The 17,249-nt window shown below is 62.3% G+C and carries 16 protein-coding genes; 11 read left to right on the forward strand and 5 right to left on the reverse strand.

Going from position 1 to position 17,249, the window contains the following annotated elements; genetic code table 11:
* Complete coding sequence (locus OU993_RS15405; protein WP_268158837.1) at positions 1 to 1,275, forward strand: MSMEG_0569 family flavin-dependent oxidoreductase; 1,275 nt, start codon at positions 1 to 3, stop codon at positions 1,273 to 1,275.
* Between the two features lie 15 nt (positions 1,276 to 1,290).
* Positions 1,291 to 2,118, forward strand: coding sequence for a Pnap_2097 family protein (locus tag OU993_RS15410; RefSeq protein WP_268158839.1), 828 nt, complete (start codon positions 1,291 to 1,293; stop codon positions 2,116 to 2,118).
* Between the two features lie 28 nt (positions 2,119 to 2,146).
* Here the strand turns inward: OU993_RS15410 and OU993_RS15415 are convergent, their stop codons facing one another.
* The gene (locus tag OU993_RS15415; RefSeq protein WP_268158841.1) at positions 2,147 to 3,037 is read right to left on the reverse strand and encodes a helix-turn-helix transcriptional regulator; all 891 of its coding nucleotides are present in this window, start codon (positions 3,035 to 3,037) and stop codon (positions 2,147 to 2,149) included.
* Positions 3,038 to 3,213: 176 nt separating this feature from the next.
* Here OU993_RS15415 and OU993_RS15420 point away from each other — a divergent pair, with 176 nt between their 5' ends.
* The 6 genes from OU993_RS15420 (at position 3,214) to OU993_RS15445 (ending at position 9,221) form a co-directional block, all read left to right on the forward strand.
* Positions 3,214 to 4,431, forward strand: coding sequence for an amino acid ABC transporter substrate-binding protein (locus OU993_RS15420; RefSeq protein WP_268158843.1), 1,218 nt, complete (start codon positions 3,214 to 3,216; stop codon positions 4,429 to 4,431).
* Between the two features lie 108 nt (positions 4,432 to 4,539).
* Complete coding sequence (locus tag OU993_RS15425; protein ID WP_268158845.1) at positions 4,540 to 5,403, forward strand: branched-chain amino acid ABC transporter permease; 864 nt, start codon at positions 4,540 to 4,542, stop codon at positions 5,401 to 5,403.
* Positions 5,400 to 6,314: a branched-chain amino acid ABC transporter permease gene (locus OU993_RS15430; RefSeq protein ID WP_268158847.1), complete on the forward strand. Its 915-nt coding sequence runs from the start codon at positions 5,400 to 5,402 to the stop codon at positions 6,312 to 6,314. The genes OU993_RS15425 and OU993_RS15430 overlap by 4 nt, the downstream gene beginning before the upstream one ends.
* Positions 6,311 to 7,039 carry an ABC transporter ATP-binding protein gene (locus OU993_RS15435; RefSeq protein ID WP_268158849.1) on the forward strand — a complete coding sequence of 243 codons (729 nt, stop codon included), beginning with the start codon at positions 6,311 to 6,313 and terminating at the stop codon, positions 7,037 to 7,039. The genes OU993_RS15430 and OU993_RS15435 overlap by 4 nt, the downstream gene beginning before the upstream one ends.
* On the forward strand, positions 7,032 to 7,745 hold the full coding sequence (locus OU993_RS15440) for an ABC transporter ATP-binding protein (protein WP_268158851.1): 714 nt from the start codon (positions 7,032 to 7,034) through the stop codon (positions 7,743 to 7,745). Before OU993_RS15435 ends, OU993_RS15440 begins: the two co-directional genes overlap by 8 nt.
* 27 nt (positions 7,746 to 7,772) lie before the next feature.
* Positions 7,773 to 9,221 (forward strand): aldehyde dehydrogenase, encoded by a 1,449-nt coding sequence (locus OU993_RS15445; protein WP_268158853.1) that lies wholly within the window; start codon positions 7,773 to 7,775, stop codon positions 9,219 to 9,221.
* 126 nt (positions 9,222 to 9,347) lie between these two features.
* On the opposite strand, the gene OU993_RS15450 is transcribed toward OU993_RS15445, so the two are convergent.
* Genes OU993_RS15450 through OU993_RS15465 form a run of 4 tightly spaced genes read right to left on the reverse strand, consistent with a single transcriptional unit; the run spans position 9,348 to position 14,015 of the window.
* Entirely contained in the window at positions 9,348 to 10,748 is a 1,401-nt protein-coding gene (locus tag OU993_RS15450; RefSeq protein WP_268158855.1) for an ABC transporter ATP-binding protein, read from the reverse strand.
* Complete coding sequence (locus OU993_RS15455) at positions 10,745 to 11,563, reverse strand: ABC transporter permease (protein WP_268158857.1); 819 nt, start codon at positions 11,561 to 11,563, stop codon at positions 10,745 to 10,747. The genes OU993_RS15450 and OU993_RS15455 overlap by 4 nt, the downstream gene beginning before the upstream one ends.
* Entirely contained in the window at positions 11,560 to 12,495 is a 936-nt protein-coding gene (locus tag OU993_RS15460; RefSeq protein WP_268158859.1) for an ABC transporter permease, read from the reverse strand. The genes OU993_RS15455 and OU993_RS15460 overlap by 4 nt, the downstream gene beginning before the upstream one ends.
* Positions 12,492 to 14,015: an ABC transporter substrate-binding protein gene (locus OU993_RS15465; protein ID WP_268158861.1), complete on the reverse strand. Its 1,524-nt coding sequence runs from the start codon at positions 14,013 to 14,015 to the stop codon at positions 12,492 to 12,494. The genes OU993_RS15460 and OU993_RS15465 overlap by 4 nt, the downstream gene beginning before the upstream one ends.
* A 243-nt stretch (positions 14,016 to 14,258) precedes the next feature.
* Here OU993_RS15465 and OU993_RS15470 point away from each other — a divergent pair, with 243 nt between their 5' ends.
* From OU993_RS15470 to OU993_RS15480, 3 genes are read left to right on the forward strand one after another with little or no spacing between them, the layout of a single operon-like run.
* Complete coding sequence (locus tag OU993_RS15470) at positions 14,259 to 15,518, forward strand: ABC transporter substrate-binding protein (RefSeq protein ID WP_268158863.1); 1,260 nt, start codon at positions 14,259 to 14,261, stop codon at positions 15,516 to 15,518.
* A gap of 57 nt (positions 15,519 to 15,575) precedes the next feature.
* The gene (locus OU993_RS15475; protein WP_268158865.1) at positions 15,576 to 16,445 is read left to right on the forward strand and encodes a carbohydrate ABC transporter permease; all 870 of its coding nucleotides are present in this window, start codon (positions 15,576 to 15,578) and stop codon (positions 16,443 to 16,445) included.
* Positions 16,435 to 17,244 carry a carbohydrate ABC transporter permease gene (locus tag OU993_RS15480; RefSeq protein ID WP_268158867.1) on the forward strand — a complete coding sequence of 270 codons (810 nt, stop codon included), beginning with the start codon at positions 16,435 to 16,437 and terminating at the stop codon, positions 17,242 to 17,244. Before OU993_RS15475 ends, OU993_RS15480 begins: the two co-directional genes overlap by 11 nt.
* Positions 17,245 to 17,249 lie beyond the last annotated feature (5 nt).

Below are 17,249 nucleotides of genomic sequence, written 5' to 3' on the forward strand. Positions count from 1 at the left end.
ATGCCCATGTCTCCTCTTAAGAGCCATTACAGCACCGTTGTCGTCGGTGGCGGTCAGGCGGGTCTTTCGGTCAGCCATTACCTGAGCCGTGCCGGGATCGATCATGTCGTTTTCGAAAAGAAGACGGCGGCGCACAAATGGAAGGACGAGCGCTGGGATGCCTTTTGCCTGGTGACGCCCAACTACCAGTGCCTGCTCCCCGACCACCCCTATGACGGACCAGACCCACACGGGTTCATGGTCAAGGAAGAGATCCTTGCCTATCTCGACCGCTTCAAGGCCAAGGTGAAGGCGCCGATCTTTGAGCATACCGATGTGCGTCTGGTCGAGCCGCTGGCCTCGGGCTTTCGGGTGGAAACGAGCGCCGGCACGGTGACGGCGGATGCGGTGATCCTGGCGACAAGCCTCTACGCCGACCGTTTCATTCCGCGCGCGGCAGAGCGCCTGCCGGACGACATCCTGCAGCTTCACACGGCGGATTATCGCAATCCGCAGAGCCTGCCGGAGGGCGCCGTGCTGGTGGTCGGCTCCGGCCAGTCCGGCTGCCAGATCGCCGAGGATCTGCATATGGCCGGCCGCAAGGTGCACCTCGCCACCGGCAACGCACCGCGCTGCGCCCGTTTCTATCGGGGCCGCGACGTGGTGGACTGGCTGACCGATATCGGCCAGTACGAGATCACCGTCGAGCATGACGGGATGACCAAGAAAAAACACGACACGAACCATTATCTGACTGGCCGCGATGGCGGGCGGGATATCGACCTGCGCAAATTCGCGCTGGAGGGCATGGCCCTTTATGGCCGTTTCGATACGGCAAATGGCGCCCGGATGCAGTTCCAGCCGAACCTGCGCCGCAACCTCGACGAGGCGGACCGGGTCTATAACGGCATCAACGCGCTGATCGATCGCCATATCGAAACAAATGCCATCAAGGCGCCGCCACCGAGCGTCTATGAGCCGCTTTGGGAGCCCGCGGCAGAGGTGACCGAACTGGACCTCGATGCGGCCGGCATCACCAGCATCATTTGGGCGACGGGTTTTACCCCCGACTGGTCTTATGTCGCCGTCCCGATCTTCGATGGCACCGGCTACCCGGTCCAAAGGTGGGGGGTCACCGGTGTACCCGGCGTCTACGTCCTGGGTCTGCCCTGGCTCTGGACCTGGGGCTCCGGCCGTTTCCTCAGCGTCGCCAAGGATGCCGAACATGTGGTGGATCACCTCATCTCCTGCCTGCCGCAGCGACTGGGTGAAACGCGACGTGCGGCCAATGCCTGAGGTTTCGCCTTGGACATGCTGACCCCACACCATCTTGCCGTGGCAGGGCGCACGCCACCCGACCCGGTGGACCACGCGCTCCATCCCGAACTGCTGCTCGGCATGCCGCATCTGACGCCGTTCGGCCTGTCGCGCACGTTCCTGCTGAAGGAGCTCGGGCATCGGCACTGGCTTCTGCTTGGCCGGCATCTGGGGCTTGCCGTGCCGGATTTTTGCACCCCCGACGGGCGGGAGGCCTATGCGGCGATCTCCGCCATGCGGGTGGATGTGCGCCTGTCGGCTGCCCGTGCCAATGACCGTCTGGAGATTGTCTCGGATGTCTATCCGGTCTCCGGGTCGCGTATGGAAAGCCTGCACCGGCTGTTCGTGAATGGCCGCGCGATTGGAGAGGTCGTTTTGCAATCGGTGTTCGTTGCCCGTCAGGAGAAGGAGAACCGCTCGATCCGCCGGGCAATGGTTCGCCATTTCCGCAGTGACGGTGAGCCTCAGGACAGTCTCCTTATGCGCGAAATAGCTACGTTGCGGGATTGGCCGGTGATAGGACAGGCAATGGCACGGCAGATGCGCTTCCGTCCCTGTCCCTTCGAGGAGTTCAACGGCGCCGGCCTCTTTTATTTCGCCGAGTTTGCCGCCCTCGTCACCCGCGCCTTCTGCGCCTGGGAGGGTGAGGAGGCAGCTTTGCGTCTCGACCGGCCAATGTCCATGCTGTTTCTCGGCAATATCGAAGCGGGCGAGGAACTGACGATTGGCCTCCATTCCCAAGAAGACGGCGATCGGGCTGACAGATGCAGCATCAGTGGCTCTGACGGAGTGGTGCTTGCCCGGGTGCTGATGGCGGTGTGAGACGCAGGCTCTGCCGCGGCGTCTTTTCTCACGGCCACGCGGCGTAGGAGGAATCCTTGCCGGCCTGGCGTTGCAGGAAGCGTCGGCGGTAGCGCCCCGGGGTCTGACCGGTCCTCGCCCGGAAGAAGCGGTTGAAATACCCCGCATCCGCAAATCCGAGCCGGAAGGCGATCTGGCCAACGGTCATGCCGGTGTTCGTCAGAAGTTCGCACGCCTCGCGAATGAGCACCTGATGCAGATAGGCCTGCGGCGAAAGCCCGGTCGACCGCTGGACGGCCGAACCCAGTCGCTCGCGGCTCACCTGCAAGGTGGAGGCATAACGGGCGATCGGCCAGTGATCGCGCATGTGATGGTGAGCCAGCGCCACGAAACGTTCGGCGATGCCCTGTGGCGCGCGTCCATGATTGCTCATGTCAATGCGCAATAGGCGCCAGACCTGCAGAAGCAGCAGCGTGATGTAGAGTTCCTGGGCCAGTTCGGAGCCCGGCGGTCTGTCCACCCGCTCGCGCGCCAAGCCGTCGACGATCTGCAGGAAGGGATTCGGATCATCGAGCGGCAGAGAAATGCGTTGCTCCAGCGCGCGGCGGATCTCGCCGCCCACGGCATCGGCGGTCAGGGCATGGGCAATCACCGTGTCCCGCACGAACAGCAGTGTCGCGCGCGTTCCGGCACGCGCCTTGATTTCGTGTCTCGCGCCGGGTGGCAGCCAGATCAACCGTGCACCGAGGACTTCGGCGACTTCAGCGCCGTCGTCGGGGGAGACAAGGCCGATCCCGCCGGCCTGTGCCAAGATGAGAGCCGCATGCCCGACCGGCACCGCATAGCCGACACGCGTCAGTGGGCTGCGGATCTGCTGCAGCGAAAGCGCTGCCGTCAGGTAGAGCAGCGGGGTTTCTCGATGGGGCAGGGTGCGGAACATGTCCCTACTCTGCAAGAAATTGGATGTTCACGCAAACAGAAGTACAATTTTTCATCGCAAGAGTGCATTTCAAACATTTGTCACCCTGATAGGGTCACGGTGCAACCAGTAGCGACTGTGGAGGGTCCTGCGCGTTGCGGAACGCCCGCTCATGTGCCGGGCCACGGGAGGACATCATGACAAGAATGACACGTCGCAAGGCGATGACGGCTTTGGCCTGCGCAACGGCGATTGGGTTTTCGTTCGCATCGAGCGCTGCCGTCGCAGCCGAGCCGCCGATCAAGATCGGCTATGCAGTGGCAAAAACCGGCGCCAACGCGACCGGCGCCGGCATTACCACCATTCCCAACTATCAGCTCTGGGTCAAAGAGGTGAACCAGGCCGGCGGGCTGACCATGCCGGACGGAAAGAAGCGGATGATCGAAGTCGTCGAATATGACGACCGGTCGTCCAACGAGGATCTCGTGCGTGCCATCGAGCGCCTGGCGAGCCAGGACAAGGTGGATTTCATCCTGCCGCCATGGGGCACCGGCCCGAACCTCGCGATCGCGCCGCTGATGGACCGGTTCGGTTATCCGCAGCTGGCGGTGACCTCGGTGACCGACAAGGCGCCGGAGTTTGCGGCACGCTGGAAACGCAGCTACTGGATGCTCGGCGGCGGGCATGATTATGCCGTTGGTCTCGCCAATGTCCTGAAGGCCGCAAAGGCCGCGGGTACGATCAACAACAAGATCGCGATGGTCTCGGTTGCCGACGGCTTCGGCATCGATCTCGTCAAGGGCGCCCGTCCGGCCTTCAAGGACGCCGGTTTCGAGGTTGCCTATGACAAGACCTATCCGCTTGGCACCTCCGATTTCGCCGCACTGATGAACGAGGCGAAGAAGAGCGGCGCCGACAGTTTCGTCGCCTTCTCTTATCCGCCGGATTCCTTCGGCATGACGAAGACAGCGCAGTCGATCGGCTTCAATCCGAAGGTCTTCTACGTCGGTGTCGGCGGGGCTTTCCCGATCTTTCCGAAGGTGTCTGACGGCAAGGCCGAAGGCGTGATGTCGATTGGCGGGGTCGATGCAAGCTCACCGGCAATCCAGGACTATTTTAAGCGCCACACGGCAAGCGCCGGCGCGCCGCCGGACAGCTGGGCATCGGCGATCACTTATGCCTCGCTGCAGATGCTGCAGCAGGCCGTGCAACGGGTAGGCCTCGATCATGCCAAGCTCGCCAACGAGTTTTCGACCAGCAGCTTCGATACGATCATCGGCCCGGTGAAGCTGAAGGACAATCAGCTGCGCGACCTGTGGTGGGTCGGCCAGTGGCAGGGCAATGCCTTCAAGGGACTTGATCCCGCCGGCAAGACCGGAGCGGTCCCGGCGGTCATTCCGAAACCCACTTGGTAATTCTGCCTGAACGCCGCCACCGGCCCGTCAAGGGGACGGTGGCGGATCAAGCCTGCACCCCGTGACGGATCCGGCCGCTGCGGCACGGGTCCATCTCCAGGACACGCCATGACAACCCTCATTCTCGGCCTGGTGCTTGGCGGCACCTATGCGCTTCTGGCGCTTGGCCTGACCATTCAGTACGGCATTGCCCGGATCATGAACCTCGCTTACGGCGAGATCACGCTTGCGGCGGCCTTCGTGCTCGTCTTCCTGTTCCAGGCCGCCGGCATCTCGCCTCTCGCCGCCATTCTTCTCGTTGGCCCCTTGGGTTATGCGATTGGCTGGGCTCTTTACGCTGTGATGATGCGCCCGCTCGTTGCCCGGTCCGGCGGCGGCAGCCGACTGGAGGTGGATTCGATCCTCGCCACCTTCGGCCTGCTTTTCGTCATCCAGGGCCTGCTGTTGATGGTCTTCGGCTCGAACTTCACCTCGATCGCCTATCTGGATCAGGGGATCTCCGTGTTCGGCGTGACAGTTGCGCTGAACCGGCTGCTGGCATTCGCCGTCTGCGTGATTGCCGGAGGCGCACTCACCTTGGCGATTTCCCGCAGCCGCTGGGGCCTCGTCATGCGCGCTGTTGCCCTGACACCGTCCTCCGCACCGCTGGTCGGCATCGATGTCAACCGCGTCGCGCGGCAGGCCTTCGCACTTGGCTCTGCTCTTGCCGCCATCGGCGGAACGAGCGTGGCAATGTACCAGACCTTTTCCGCGACGGACGGCGTCGTATTCACGATGAAGGCGCTCGTTATCGTCATCATGGGCGGCGTCGGCAATGTGCCCGGGGTTCTGGTGGCCGGTTTCGCGCTCGGCCTCGTCGAGACATTCGTCGCCACCATGATCGATCCCGGCCTGACGCTCGCGGCCACCTTCGCCATCTTCCTTGGTGTGCTGCTCTGGCGCCCGCAGGGCATCTTCGGGAGACGCGCATGAGCAGGATCGCGCTTGCCGTCGTCACCGTCGTCCTGCTTGCGGCTATTCCGGGCTATCTCTCGGACTACAGCCTGGGCCTGATGATCGGCCTTGTCACTTACGTCACGCTCGCGTCCGCCTGGGCGCTGTTTTCCGGCCATACGCGGTATGTGTCGCTTGCCACCGTCGCCTTCTATGGCTCCGGCGCCTATACGGTCGCGGTGCTGAACGAAAGCCTTCCTTATCCGCTGGTCCTGCTGTGCGCCGGGCTTATCGGTTTCCTGCTGGCCCTGATCGTCGGACTGTCGACGCTCAGGCTCGCCGGCATCTATTTCGTCATCTTCAGCTTCGGGCTTGCCGAACTGATCCGGCAGCTCATCACCTGGTACGAAGTCAATGTTACGGGCACGCTTGGCCGCTACATCTTCCTCGATGTCACGGCCCGCGGCATCTATTGGCAGATGCTCGCACTCGCCGTATTCACCATCGGCCTCAGCGCCTGGATCGGGCGTCATCGCCTGGGTCTCGCCCTCAAGGTGATTGGCGATGACGAGATGGTGGCGGCGCATTCCGGCATCGACCTTTCCCGAACCAAGCTCATTGCTTTCACTCTTTCATCGACGATCATCACGCTCGCGGGGGCGATCGCCTCGCCGCGCTGGACCTATGTGGAGCCCAGCCTCGTGTTCAACCCGACGGTGAGCTTCCTGACCGTGATCATGGCGCTTCTCGGCGGCGCAAACCGCCTTTGGGGGCCTCTGATGGGTGCCGTGCCGCTGTTTTTGCTCTTCGAATGGCTGTCCGTCAGTTTCCCAGATACCTATCCGGTCATTCTCGGCTTGATGTTCATTGCGGTCGTCTTCCTGTTCCCGCAAGGTTTGCTGAGCAGCGCCGAGGCATTCCGAAATCGCTTGAAGGGAGGCACTGCATGACCATGCTTCACGTTACACGCGCCCGGAAGAGTTTTGGCGGGCTGGTTGCGGTCAACGACGTGTCCTTCGACGTGGCAGGCGGCGAGATCCTCGGCCTGCTGGGGCCAAACGGATCCGGCAAGACGACGCTTCTCAATCTGATCTCCGGGGCGCTTGCCCCCACCGCCGGTCGCTTCGTGCTGAACGGGCAGGATATGACGGGACAGCGGGCGGACATCATTGCCCGGCAGGGCATTGCCCGGACCTTCCAGCTGGTGCGAATCCTGCCGTCACTGACGCTACTTGAGAACGTCATGGTGCCTGCCGCCTTCGGTCCCGCCCGGCTCTGGGGTGAGGCGGTGGTTTCGGTGGCCCGCGAGGCACTGGAACAGGTCGGGCTGTCCGACCGCCTGTCCGCCACGGCGGGTGATCTCACCTATCTCGATCAGAAGCGCCTGGAACTTGCCCGTGCGCTTGCGGCACGGCCCAGGCTTCTGTTGCTGGACGAGTGGCTCGCTGGACTCAATCCCACCGAGCTTCGCGATGGCATCGCGTTGATCCAGAGCCTGTCGACCACCGGCATCACCATCATCATGGTCGAACACATCATGGAGGCCGTGCGTGCGCTGTGCCCACGCTGCCTGGTGATGAATTCCGGCACGCTGATTGCCGATGGACCGACGCAAGCCGTGCTTTCGGATCGTCATGTGATCGCCGCCTATCTCGGGGAGGTGGAACATGCTTGAGGTGCGCAATCTTTCGGTCCGCTACGGCAAGCATCTCGCCCTCGACGATGTTTCGGTCACGGTGAACACAGGCGAGATGGTGGCCATTCTGGGCGCCAACGGGGCTGGAAAATCCTCGCTGCTCAACGCGATCGGACGGCGCGTTCAGGCTGCTTCCGGCACGCTGCTCTACAGGGGCCAGGAATTGAGCCAGCTGCCGCAGCATCTGCTCGTTGCCTCCGGCATTGCGCTGGTGCCGGAAGGACGCGGGATCTTTCCGCGCCTGTCCGTGGAGGAAAACCTGACGCTCGGTTCCCTGCCGGCCCGGGACAAGAGGAATACAGGGCAAAGACGTGAGCTCGTCCATGCCATCTTTCCAAAGCTTGCCGAGCGACGGCATCAGATCGCCGGCACCATGTCCGGCGGCGAGCAGCAGATGGTGGCCATCGGCCGGGCGCTGATGTCGGATCCGGATCTCCTTCTGCTGGACGAGCCATCCCTCGGCCTGGCGCCGATCGTGACGCAGGAGGTCTTTGCCGCTCTGGCGCGGATCCGCGGCAACGGCCTGACGATCATGCTGGTGGAGCAGAATGCGCGGGCGACGCTTGCCCTAGCGGACAGGGCCTACCTGCTCGAGGCCGGCCGGGTGACAGGAAGCGGTACCGCTTCCGATCTGCGCAACGATCCGGCCGTCGTCAACGCCTTCCTGGGAGGATCGGCCGCATGAACGGCAATGCGAGCGTGAAATAGGCCGATGGACGCCGTGAACCTCTTTATTGGCGGGCGAAAACACTCGGCGGAAGGCGGACGTACGTTCACACGTGCCAATCCGGTGACGGGAGAGGTGGTCACCGTCGCCGCCGCCGCGTCGCTTGAAGACACGCACCGCGCCGTCGATGCTGCAGCGCAGGCCTTTCCAGACTGGTCGGACAGTGGACCCGGCATCCGACGCAACGCGCTTCTGGCGGCTGCGGCCAATCTCAAGAGCCGTGCCGACGACATCATCGATGCGATGACGCAGGAGATCGGGGCGACGAAGGCATGGGCGCAGTTCAACATCAGCCTGGCCTGCGACATGCTGATCGAGGCGTCGGCGCTGACCACGCAGATCAGGGGAGAGATCATTCCCTCGAACCGTCCTGGATCGACCGCCTATGCGATGCGACAGCCGGCAGGTGTCGTCCTTGCCATGGCGCCATGGAATGCTCCGGTCATTCTGGGCGTGCGATCGATCGCCACGCCGCTCGCCTGTGGCAATACCGTCGTCATGAAAACCTCGGAGCTTTGCCCGCGCACCCATTCCCTCGTTGTGGAAGCGGTGGCGGCAGCCGGCTTTCCACCCGGTGTTCTCAATGCCATCTCCAACCACCCCGATGATGCACCCTGTCTGGTGGAGGCGCTGATCCGCAATCCGGCCATCCGGCGGATCAACTTCACCGGGTCGACGCGGGTCGGCCGCGTCATCGGAGAACTGGCAGGACGTCACCTGAAGCCGGCCGTGCTGGAGCTTGGGGGAAAAGCGCCGATGATCGTGCTGGACGATGCCGACATCGACAAGGCGGTCGCAGCGGCCAGTTTCGGCGCCTACATGAACCAGGGCCAGATCTGCATGTCGACGGAGCGGATCATCACGGTCGGCTCCATTGGCGATGCCTTTGCGGCGGCCTATGCGGGCAAGGTTGCGACGCTTGTCGCGGGCGATCCGAGACAGGGTACCGCGCCGCTCGGCTGCCTCGTGAACCAGGCTGCGGCAGATCGGGTGAACGATCTCGTCGCCGATGCCATTGCGAAGGGCGCAACCCTGATCGCAGGCGGTGGGACCCGAACCCTGATGAATGCCGCGGCGCTGGATCACGTGACGCCCGAAATGCGTCTCTACCAGGAAGAAAGCTTCGGACCGGTCTCTGCCATCATCCGGGCGGAATCGATCGATGAGGCCCTGCGGATCGCCAATGAAAGCGAATTCGGCCTCGCGTCCTCGGTCTTCGGCCGCGACGTCGCGCGCGCCATGCGGGTGGCAAAACGGGTCGAAGCCGGCATATGCCACATCAACGGCCCCACGGTGCACGACGAGGCGCAAATGCCGTTTGGCGGCGTGAAGGCCTCTGGATACGGTCGCTTCGGCGGGGCCTGGGGTATTGCGGAATTCACCGAACTCCGCTGGATCACCGTTCAGGATGGCGATCTGGACTACCCGATCTGAACGAACCGCGCGGGCCGCAAGTCGTTGAAACTGTGGGCAGAGCGATGGGGGGCAAAGAATGGCGAACCATCGACGTCCGCCAGGTTGCGCACAACCTGGCGGCCATCCGCCTGCGCCGCTTTTGTCTCATGCCGCAGCGATGTCGATGACCTTGTCACATGTTTTGTCGATCAAGGCCTTGTCATGGCTCGTGAGCAGGATTGCGCAGTCGCGCTCGCGGGCAAGCTCGACCAGCAGATCCACCGTTTCCTGCTGCGTGATCGGGTCGAGCCTGGACGTCGGTTCATCAGCAAACAGGAAGACAGGCTCCAGAAGCATGGCGCGGGCAATGGACAAACGCTGGAGTTCGCCACCGGACACGTCCGACGGGCGCCGTTGGAGGAGGTCTTCAGACAAGCGCAATCGCTTGAGAAGCGCCGATAGGATCCGCCTGTCCAGCCCATGAAGGCGGATCAGGTCGTCGAGGTTCTGCCCGATCGTGATCCTGGCGGGAAACGAGGAGGGCGGGTCCTGGTAGATCTTCTGGAAGCGATGCCGGGCAGCGCCGGGCAACCGCGCAATCACGCCGTCATCCGGTTTGATCAAACCGAGCAGGATATCGCCGAGAGAGCTTTTACCCGAACCACTCGGCCCGCTGACGCCGATGATCTCGCCCCGGTGGATCTTGAGGTTCTGGCCGGAGAACAGCAGCTTGCCGCCACGGGTCTTCGACAGAGCGTCGGCAACCAGAATGGGCTCACTTTGCAGGCCTTGTCTTGCCATCGCCGTCCAGTTGGCGGGATCGGCCGCAATCAGCCGCTTCGTGTAGTCGTGCGACGGGTTCGAGAGGACGGCCTCAGTCTCGCCCTTTTCGATGACCTGACCCTGCAGGACGACGGCGATCTCGCCGCCCATCTGTCTTGCCAGCGCAAGATCGTGGGTGATGACGAGCACCGAGCCGCCTGCCTCGACTTCCTTCATCAGCAACGCGATCACGTCGTCGCGGCGGGCGACGTCGAGCCCCTTCGTCGGTTCGTCGGCAATCACGATGCGCGCTCCGCCGGCACGGGCTGCGGCAAAGGCGACCCGTTGTGCCATCCCTCCGGACAGCTGGTCGGGAAGCTTTCCTTCGGCATCCTCCACGCCCAGCGCCTTCAGGTCACGACGGGCCTCATCCAGGGCGGCCGCCCGTTCAAGATGACGCACAAGCCGATGCCCCTCGGCCACCTGATCGAGGGCGCGCATGGTCGGATCGAGTGCCAGCCACGGTTCCTGCGGCAGAATTCCGAGGGTCCGTCCCCAGAGGGGGCGCAGCGAGGCCGGTTTTGCCAGATCGAAGTGCGTGCCGTTGAGATTGGCCACGCCCGTTGCTGAAAGCCCGTCCGGCAGAAGCCCCGCGACCGCCTGTGCGAGCAAGCTTTTCCCCGAGCCCGTCTCGCCGACGATGGTGAGCACGCGGCCCTGTGCCAGCTCGAACGAGGTTGGCTCAACCAGTTGCTTATTGCCGGCGAAAACGGCAGCGTCGGTGACCTTCAGGACAGTGTTCATGGCTTTTCCTTCGCGCCAATCAGCTGCAGGGCGAGAACCATCAGGAAGATGACGAGGATCGGCTGCAGCAGCGCATGGGGTGCTTCCTCGTAATAGGGCAGGAGTTCAATCATCATGGCACCGAGTTCCGGTGTTGGCGGGCGCACGCCGACGCTGACGAAACCGAGCGCTGCGATTGCCATGATCGCGGATGCCGCCCCATAAGACCCTACCGTCACAAGCATCGGCGCAAGTTCCGGCCAAAGGTGACGCCGCAGAATGGTCCAGGGACCAAAACCAAGAAGCCTCGAGGCCTCGACCGATGGCGAAAGCAGCAGCGGTTTGGAGAGTGCCCTGGTCAGGCGGAAATATTCCACCCAGAGAACGAGCGATATGCCGAGGTAAAGCATCAAGGGGTTGTCCGGCACGATCGCAGTCAACATCAGCACCAGCAGCAGGCCTGGAAGCGCCAGGAATGCTTCGGAAATTCCGCCGATGAAGCGGTCGATGATCCCGCCGCGCCACGCAGCCGCAACACCCAGCAGGACCCCCGGCACCATCGCCGTCACCACGGAGAGAAGGGCAAGCCCGAGGGAGAGGCGCAGAGCGGCCGAAAGCCTGGCCTGCATCGAGCGACCCAGGTGATCGTAACCAAACCAGTCAGCAGTACTCGGCCCCTGCAAGGATAACCTCAGACTCTGCTTCAACGGATCCGGTCCACCGAACAGAAGCGGCAGGAAGGCAAAAAGGACGAGCCCGCCAAGGATGGCAAGGCCTGCCGCCCTGCGGACCGGGAAACCGGTTGCGCGCGGCAATGCATATTCCGGGGAAGTCATGTACGGCGTTCTCTCGGATCAATCAGGTGGCACAGGGCATCAACGAGCGCATTGAGGGCAACGAACAACAAACCCATGATGAAGGCCGCGCCCTGGATCATCGGCACGTCGCGGCCGAAGATCGCGTGGACGAGGGCATGGCCGATGCCAGGCCATGCAAACAAGGTTTCGACCACGACCACGCCTTCGATCAGGTACACGAACTGAACGCCGAGATAGGTGATGATCGGCACGGCGACGTTGCGAAGCCCGTGGCCCCGGAAGACCTCCCATTCGCTCAGGCCCTTTGTTCGGCCGAAGGTGTAGAAGGCGGTTTCGGACACCGAACGCATGGCGTCGCGCGCCACCCGGTTGGACACGGCCGCCAACCCAAGAGCCAGCGTGAGGGCGGGGAGGACCAGATGTCCTGGGTGATCGTGGCCCGCGACCGGGAACAGACCCAGTGTCAGGCTGAAAATGATGATGATGCCAAGCCCGACCACGAATTGCGGCAGCGCCCGCATCCCCGTGGAGATCAGGATGAGGCTGCGATCGAGCAGCCCGCCTGGCCGCAGACCTGCAAGAATACCAAGCGGCGGTCCGATCAGCAGCGACAGAAGGATCGCAACCGCCGCCAGTTTCAGTGTGTGGCCCAGTTGGGTCGACACCTCTTCCCATACCGGCTGTCCGGAGATCAGCGAGGTGCCGAATTCGAAACGCACGAGGTCGAACATCCACTGGCCAAGCGCCACGAGCGCCGGCTGGTTGATCGACAGTTCGGCCGCCACCTTCGCCGCGGCCGCACTGTCGACGATGTCATAACCGTAACGGCCTGCCGCGATGCGGTATGCCAGATCCCCAGGCAGGAACCGCGTCATCACGAAGGTCAGGAGACCGACCATCAGGGCAACGAGTGCCGCCTGGACCAGCCTGCCGAACAGGAGACGGATCATTCAGCCCACCGCATTTTGTCGAGCCCGAAGGAACGCTCGTAGGGATCGATGCCCGCGCCTTCCAGTTTCGGAGAAATGGCAACTGTCTGCTGGTACCAGGCAATCGGGATGACCGGGAGGTCGTTTTGAATGGCGGCGACGGCTTCCCGCCGCAATTCTGCGCCCTCAGCGGCATCGGCAATACGCGTCAGCTTGGAGAGAGCCGCGTCAAAGTCCGGATTGGACCAGTTCATCGCGCCCCAGTCCCCACCCTTCGGACCGTAATCCGTCAGCATGGTGCCGATCGGGTCGGGCACGAGTGCGAAGTTGCGGGCCATGAGACCGAGGTCGAGACTGCCGTCCTGATGTTTGGCCGGGATTTCGCTCGAATTGGTGGAGTTGATGGTCAAAGAAACCCCGATCTCGGCCATCTGGTCCTGCAGTACGGCGGCGATCAAAGGCAGTTCCGGACGGTCCGGATAGGTGGTGAGCGTCAGGGCAAAAGGTTTGCCGTCTTTTTGCAGGATTCCATCGGCGCCCGGCGTCCAGCCAAGCTCGGCCAGCAGTGCCTTGGCTTTTTCCGGCTCGTAGGCCAGGGGCGGAAGATCCTTGTCATGCCAGATGCCGAGGCTCGGCGGAAAGAGCTGCGTTGCGGCCGCCGGATACCGGAGCACCGCCACGGCCAGGCCCTCACGGTCGATTGCCAGACTGAGCGCCTCACGCGCCTTGCGGTCAGCAAGGACATCGCGGCCGGCATTCACCTTCAGCATTACACTGCGCGGGATGGAGACCGAGAGGACCTTCACCTTGTTGCTCTTGGAAAGCCGGGTGCGGCTTGCCGGATCGAGGTTGAAGACGTAGTCGGCATCGCCGCTTTCTGCCATCAGAGCCCGCGTTTCGGCGCGGCTGACGGAAAGGTAGGTCGCCTTTTCGATCTGCGGCTTCGCGCCCCAATAATCGGGATTGCGTTCAACGGTCAGGCTCTGCGGCGGTGCAAAGCCGGTGAGCTTGAATGGACCGCTGCCAATGATCGCCTTGACGTCGGAACCGGTATAGGCGGAGGGCGCCAGAACCTGTGCACGGCTCTCGGCCAGGAAGGCGAGCAAGGGAGCGAAGGGCGCCGTCAGCCTGATCGTCAATTGTTTGTCGCCGACCGCATCAATGGACTGGATGGGTGTTTTGCTGAGCAGGCCCGGTTTGCCACGTGCAATCTCCAGGGCGTTGGCAACCGCCTTGGCATCGACTGGCGCGCCATCGTGGAACCTGGCGTTCGGCTGCAGCTCGAAGGTCCACAGCTTGCCATCTTCGGACAGGCTCCAGGCTTTTGCGAGAGCGGGAATCGGGCGACCTTCGGCGTCGGCCTCCACCAGTGTCTCCACTATACCCATGCGCAGGAAGACATCACCTGACGTCGTGGGGTCCATACCCTTGATCTCGAATGGCGCGACGATGTCCACGACACCGTCACCAGCGGATTTTGCAGGCCCTGAGAGAGAGATGGCTAGCGCAAGCGCAGCCAGAATGGTTGGCGTCCTGATCATGTCGTCTCCTGCCGTATGTTATATAATTACACCTCCTAGAAAGTTTGCGCCGCCCTGTCCAGAGCTGATCTGATGACACCTGTTGATAGATGATGCTTTGCCGCTGCACGGAAAAGCATCAAGGGCCGGTAAGCGCATGGGGCGGAGGCTTGCGTCATCAAGTCTTCATCCGGGCTTCATGCAAGTGTCTTGTATGGTTGCTAATTCGCTCTCATTGCAATTTCTTTTGCATTGGAGAGAGAAATGACACGCAAATTGCATTCCCTCGTTGCATCCAGCATGCTCGCCCTATTCGCCACGATCGGATCGGCTGAAGCTGCCACGACCGTGAAGTTCTGGCATACGTTCAGCAAAACCAACGGCGAAGCGCTGAACAAGATCATCGCCAATTTCGAAGCAGCCAATCCCGACATCGACGTCGAGCCGGAATTCGTTGGCAATTACAACGATCTTGTCGCCAAGCTGCAGGCTGCCATTCCGGCCAATCGTGCGCCGGATGCGGTCATCCTGGAGATTACCCGCTACGGTCTCTTTGCCAACAACAAAGTCCTGACCGACCTCACGCCTTACGTCGATGCGGATCCGCTGAAGAACGATCTGTACGATTTCGCGCGCGAAATCGGCGTGATCAACGGCAAGAATTATGTCGTGCCGTTCAACTCCTCGACCCCGGTCCTTTATTTCAACAAGGACATCCTGGCCCGCGCCGGCCTGTCCGCCGATCTCCCGCTGAAGACGTTCGACGAGGTTCTGGCCGCGGCGAAAACGATCCAGGCAAAGCTTGGTTCGGAAGGCATTTCCGGGATCGGAGCCCCTGGCCAGTTCGCCCGCTGGGGTCTCGTCATGTCCAACGACAGCGAGTTGATCAATCCGAAGACCAACGAGATCCTGCTCGACAAACCGAACACGATCGAAGCCTATCAGTGGATGGGCTCTCTGGTCAGCGAACACAAGGTTGCCTCAGCTGATGGCGTGACCGACGAGGACAAGGGCAATGCCGCCTTCCTGGCCGGCAAGGTGGGCATCGACATGGATTCGATCGGCAGCTATGGCGGCCGGAAAAAGACGCTGGGAGACAATCTGGTCGTGCGGCCCATGCCCTGCAACAAGGTCTGCTCGGTTCCGATCGGTGGCGCCGGCATCGGCATCATGGCTTCTTCGCCGAAGGCAGTTCAGGATGCCGCTTACAAGTTCATCAGTTATGCCGCTTCACCGGAGGCCAATGCCGCCTGGTTTGCCGCGACCGGTTATCTGCCGATCAACAAGAAGAGTGCTGCCCTTCCGGTTGCCGTGAAGGCGCTGGAAAGCCAGCCGGGCATCGACATGGCGATCAATTCGCTGCCTTATGCCCATGGCCGTGCCCGTTCCACCTTCGTCACCTGGATGCGCTCGAACGAATACAAGGTGTGGCAGTCGATTGCCCTTGGCCAGCGCAAGGCGGACGAAGCGCTGAAGGACTTTGCCGAACAGACGCGCAAGGAAAGCCAGCGCGCCGGAAACTGATCTCTCCTTCCTCAAGCGCGCCGGTCGGACTGGGTCCGGCCGGCGCAGGTCTTCACAATGCTCCGGAAATTGACGCCTTATCTCTTTGTCGCGCCGCTGATGATCTTCATCGCGGTGTTTACCTATGTTCCGATTGTCGCGAGCCTGAACCTCAGCGTGCGCCAGTGGAATTTCCTCACGCCGGACATGCCTTTCGTTGGCCTGCGCAATTACGAGGAATTGTTCGCCTCATCCGAATTCTGGAATTCGTTGTGGGTGACCACCGTCTTTGCGGTACTTTCGGTCCCGCTCCGGCTGGGGGCTGCTCTTGCGATCGCCAGCCGCCTGGTGCGCGAAACACTGCCCTCCCGCCTTTTGCGCGGTGCTTTGTTCCTGCCGTCTGTCACATCCACGGTCTCGATCGCTGTGGTGTTCTCCTGGGTCTTCGCCACCGATTACGGCATGATGAACGCCATCCTCAGCGGGCTTGGCCTCGGTCGACCGCAATGGTTGCAGGATCCACATCTGGCGCTCTGGGTGCTGATTATCGTCAACACCTGGCGGCAGCTTGGTTATGACATCGTCATCTATATTGCCGGCCTGCAGGCGATCCCGCAGGAACTCTACGATGCCGCCGCCGTCGATGGCGGGAGACGTTTCCACGTCTTTCGCCGCGTGACGATGCCGCTGGTCATGCCCACCACCTATTTCCTGCTGGTCATCTCAGTAATCGAGGCGTTCCAGGTCTTCACCATCGTCAATGTTATGACCAGAGGCGGACCGGCAGGCGCCACCGATATGCTGGTGAACCTGCTCTATGAGATCGGTTTTGTGCTGTTCGATATCGGGCGTGGCTCGGCACTCGCCGTCATTCTTTTCGTCCTTCTGGTGACGCTCGCCATCCTGAAGTCGCGCATCATCGGCAGCAAGGTGCATTATGAAGCCTGAAAACCCCATTCTGACGACGCTATCGGTGGCCGCCGGCCTGCTCTTCCTCTCGCCGGTGCTTTATTCGGTGTGGATGTCGTTCCAGACGGCTGATGCCTTCTACACCGGCAAACTTGTCTTCACGCTGGACAATTACGGCCGTGCCGTCGGCGAGTTCAATTTCGCCCGCTATCTCGTCAACAGCCTGATCGTCTCCGGCCTTGTCACCGTTCTCGGCATTACCGTGGCGACGCTCGCCGCCTTCGCTTTTGCCCGTTTCACTTTTCGCGGCGGCGATCTGATGTTCGGCGCAACCGTCGCGACCCTGATGATTCCGAGCCATATCAGCCTCATTCCCAATTACCTGACACTCGCCAAGGCCGGATTGCTTGATACCTATGCGGGGCTGATCCTGCCGGCGATTTCCAACGGTTTTGCTGCCTTCTTCTTGCGGCAATACATCCGCGGCATCCCGAAGGCGTTGGACGAGGCGGCCTATATGGATGGCGCAACGCCGCTCACCGTGCTGTGGCGCATCATCGTGCCGCTTTCCCGTCCGGCCATTGCCTCCATGGCGCTCTACATCTTCATCACCGAGTGGAACAACTACATCTGGCCGCTCGTCGCCGTCGGCAAGCAGGATCTCTACACGCTGCAAATCGGCCTGGCGCGGCTCTACAAGATCAATCCGGGGGAGGGGCTTGTGGACTGGCCGCTGGTCATGGCCGCCTCCACCATCACCATCCTGCCTGTGCTCATCGGCTTTCTGCTCGTCGAGCGCCACCTTGTGCGCGGCATCACCATGGGCGCCGTCAAATGATTCAG

The sequence above is a fragment of the Rhizobium sp. SL86 genome, assembly GCF_026672545.1.
Lineage (GTDB): Bacteria > Pseudomonadota > Alphaproteobacteria > Rhizobiales > Rhizobiaceae > Neorhizobium.

Bases quoted from the DNA above. Each gene is read 5' to 3' on its own strand.
- OU993_RS15405 (WP_268158837.1), top strand. From the start codon at position 1: ATGCCCATGTCTCCTCTTAAGAGCCATTACAGCACCGTTGTCGTCGGT.
- OU993_RS15410 (WP_268158839.1), top strand. From the start codon at position 1,291: ATGCTGACCCCACACCATCTTGCCGTGGCAGGGCGCACGCCACCCGAC.
- OU993_RS15415 (WP_268158841.1), bottom strand. From the start codon at position 3,037: ATGTTCCGCACCCTGCCCCATCGAGAAACCCCGCTGCTCTACCTGACG.
- OU993_RS15420 (WP_268158843.1), top strand. From the start codon at position 3,214: ATGACAAGAATGACACGTCGCAAGGCGATGACGGCTTTGGCCTGCGCA.
- OU993_RS15425 (WP_268158845.1), top strand. From the start codon at position 4,540: ATGACAACCCTCATTCTCGGCCTGGTGCTTGGCGGCACCTATGCGCTT.
- OU993_RS15430 (WP_268158847.1), top strand. From the start codon at position 5,400: ATGAGCAGGATCGCGCTTGCCGTCGTCACCGTCGTCCTGCTTGCGGCT.
- OU993_RS15435 (WP_268158849.1), top strand. From the start codon at position 6,311: ATGACCATGCTTCACGTTACACGCGCCCGGAAGAGTTTTGGCGGGCTG.
- OU993_RS15440 (WP_268158851.1), top strand. From the start codon at position 7,032: ATGCTTGAGGTGCGCAATCTTTCGGTCCGCTACGGCAAGCATCTCGCC.
- OU993_RS15445 (WP_268158853.1), top strand. From the start codon at position 7,773: ATGGACGCCGTGAACCTCTTTATTGGCGGGCGAAAACACTCGGCGGAA.
- OU993_RS15450 (WP_268158855.1), bottom strand. From the start codon at position 10,748: ATGAACACTGTCCTGAAGGTCACCGACGCTGCCGTTTTCGCCGGCAAT.
- OU993_RS15455 (WP_268158857.1), bottom strand. From the start codon at position 11,563: ATGACTTCCCCGGAATATGCATTGCCGCGCGCAACCGGTTTCCCGGTC.
- OU993_RS15460 (WP_268158859.1), bottom strand. From the start codon at position 12,495: ATGATCCGTCTCCTGTTCGGCAGGCTGGTCCAGGCGGCACTCGTTGCC.
- OU993_RS15465 (WP_268158861.1), bottom strand. From the start codon at position 14,015: ATGATCAGGACGCCAACCATTCTGGCTGCGCTTGCGCTAGCCATCTCT.
- OU993_RS15470 (WP_268158863.1), top strand. From the start codon at position 14,259: ATGACACGCAAATTGCATTCCCTCGTTGCATCCAGCATGCTCGCCCTA.
- OU993_RS15475 (WP_268158865.1), top strand. From the start codon at position 15,576: ATGCTCCGGAAATTGACGCCTTATCTCTTTGTCGCGCCGCTGATGATC.
- OU993_RS15480 (WP_268158867.1), top strand. From the start codon at position 16,435: ATGAAGCCTGAAAACCCCATTCTGACGACGCTATCGGTGGCCGCCGGC.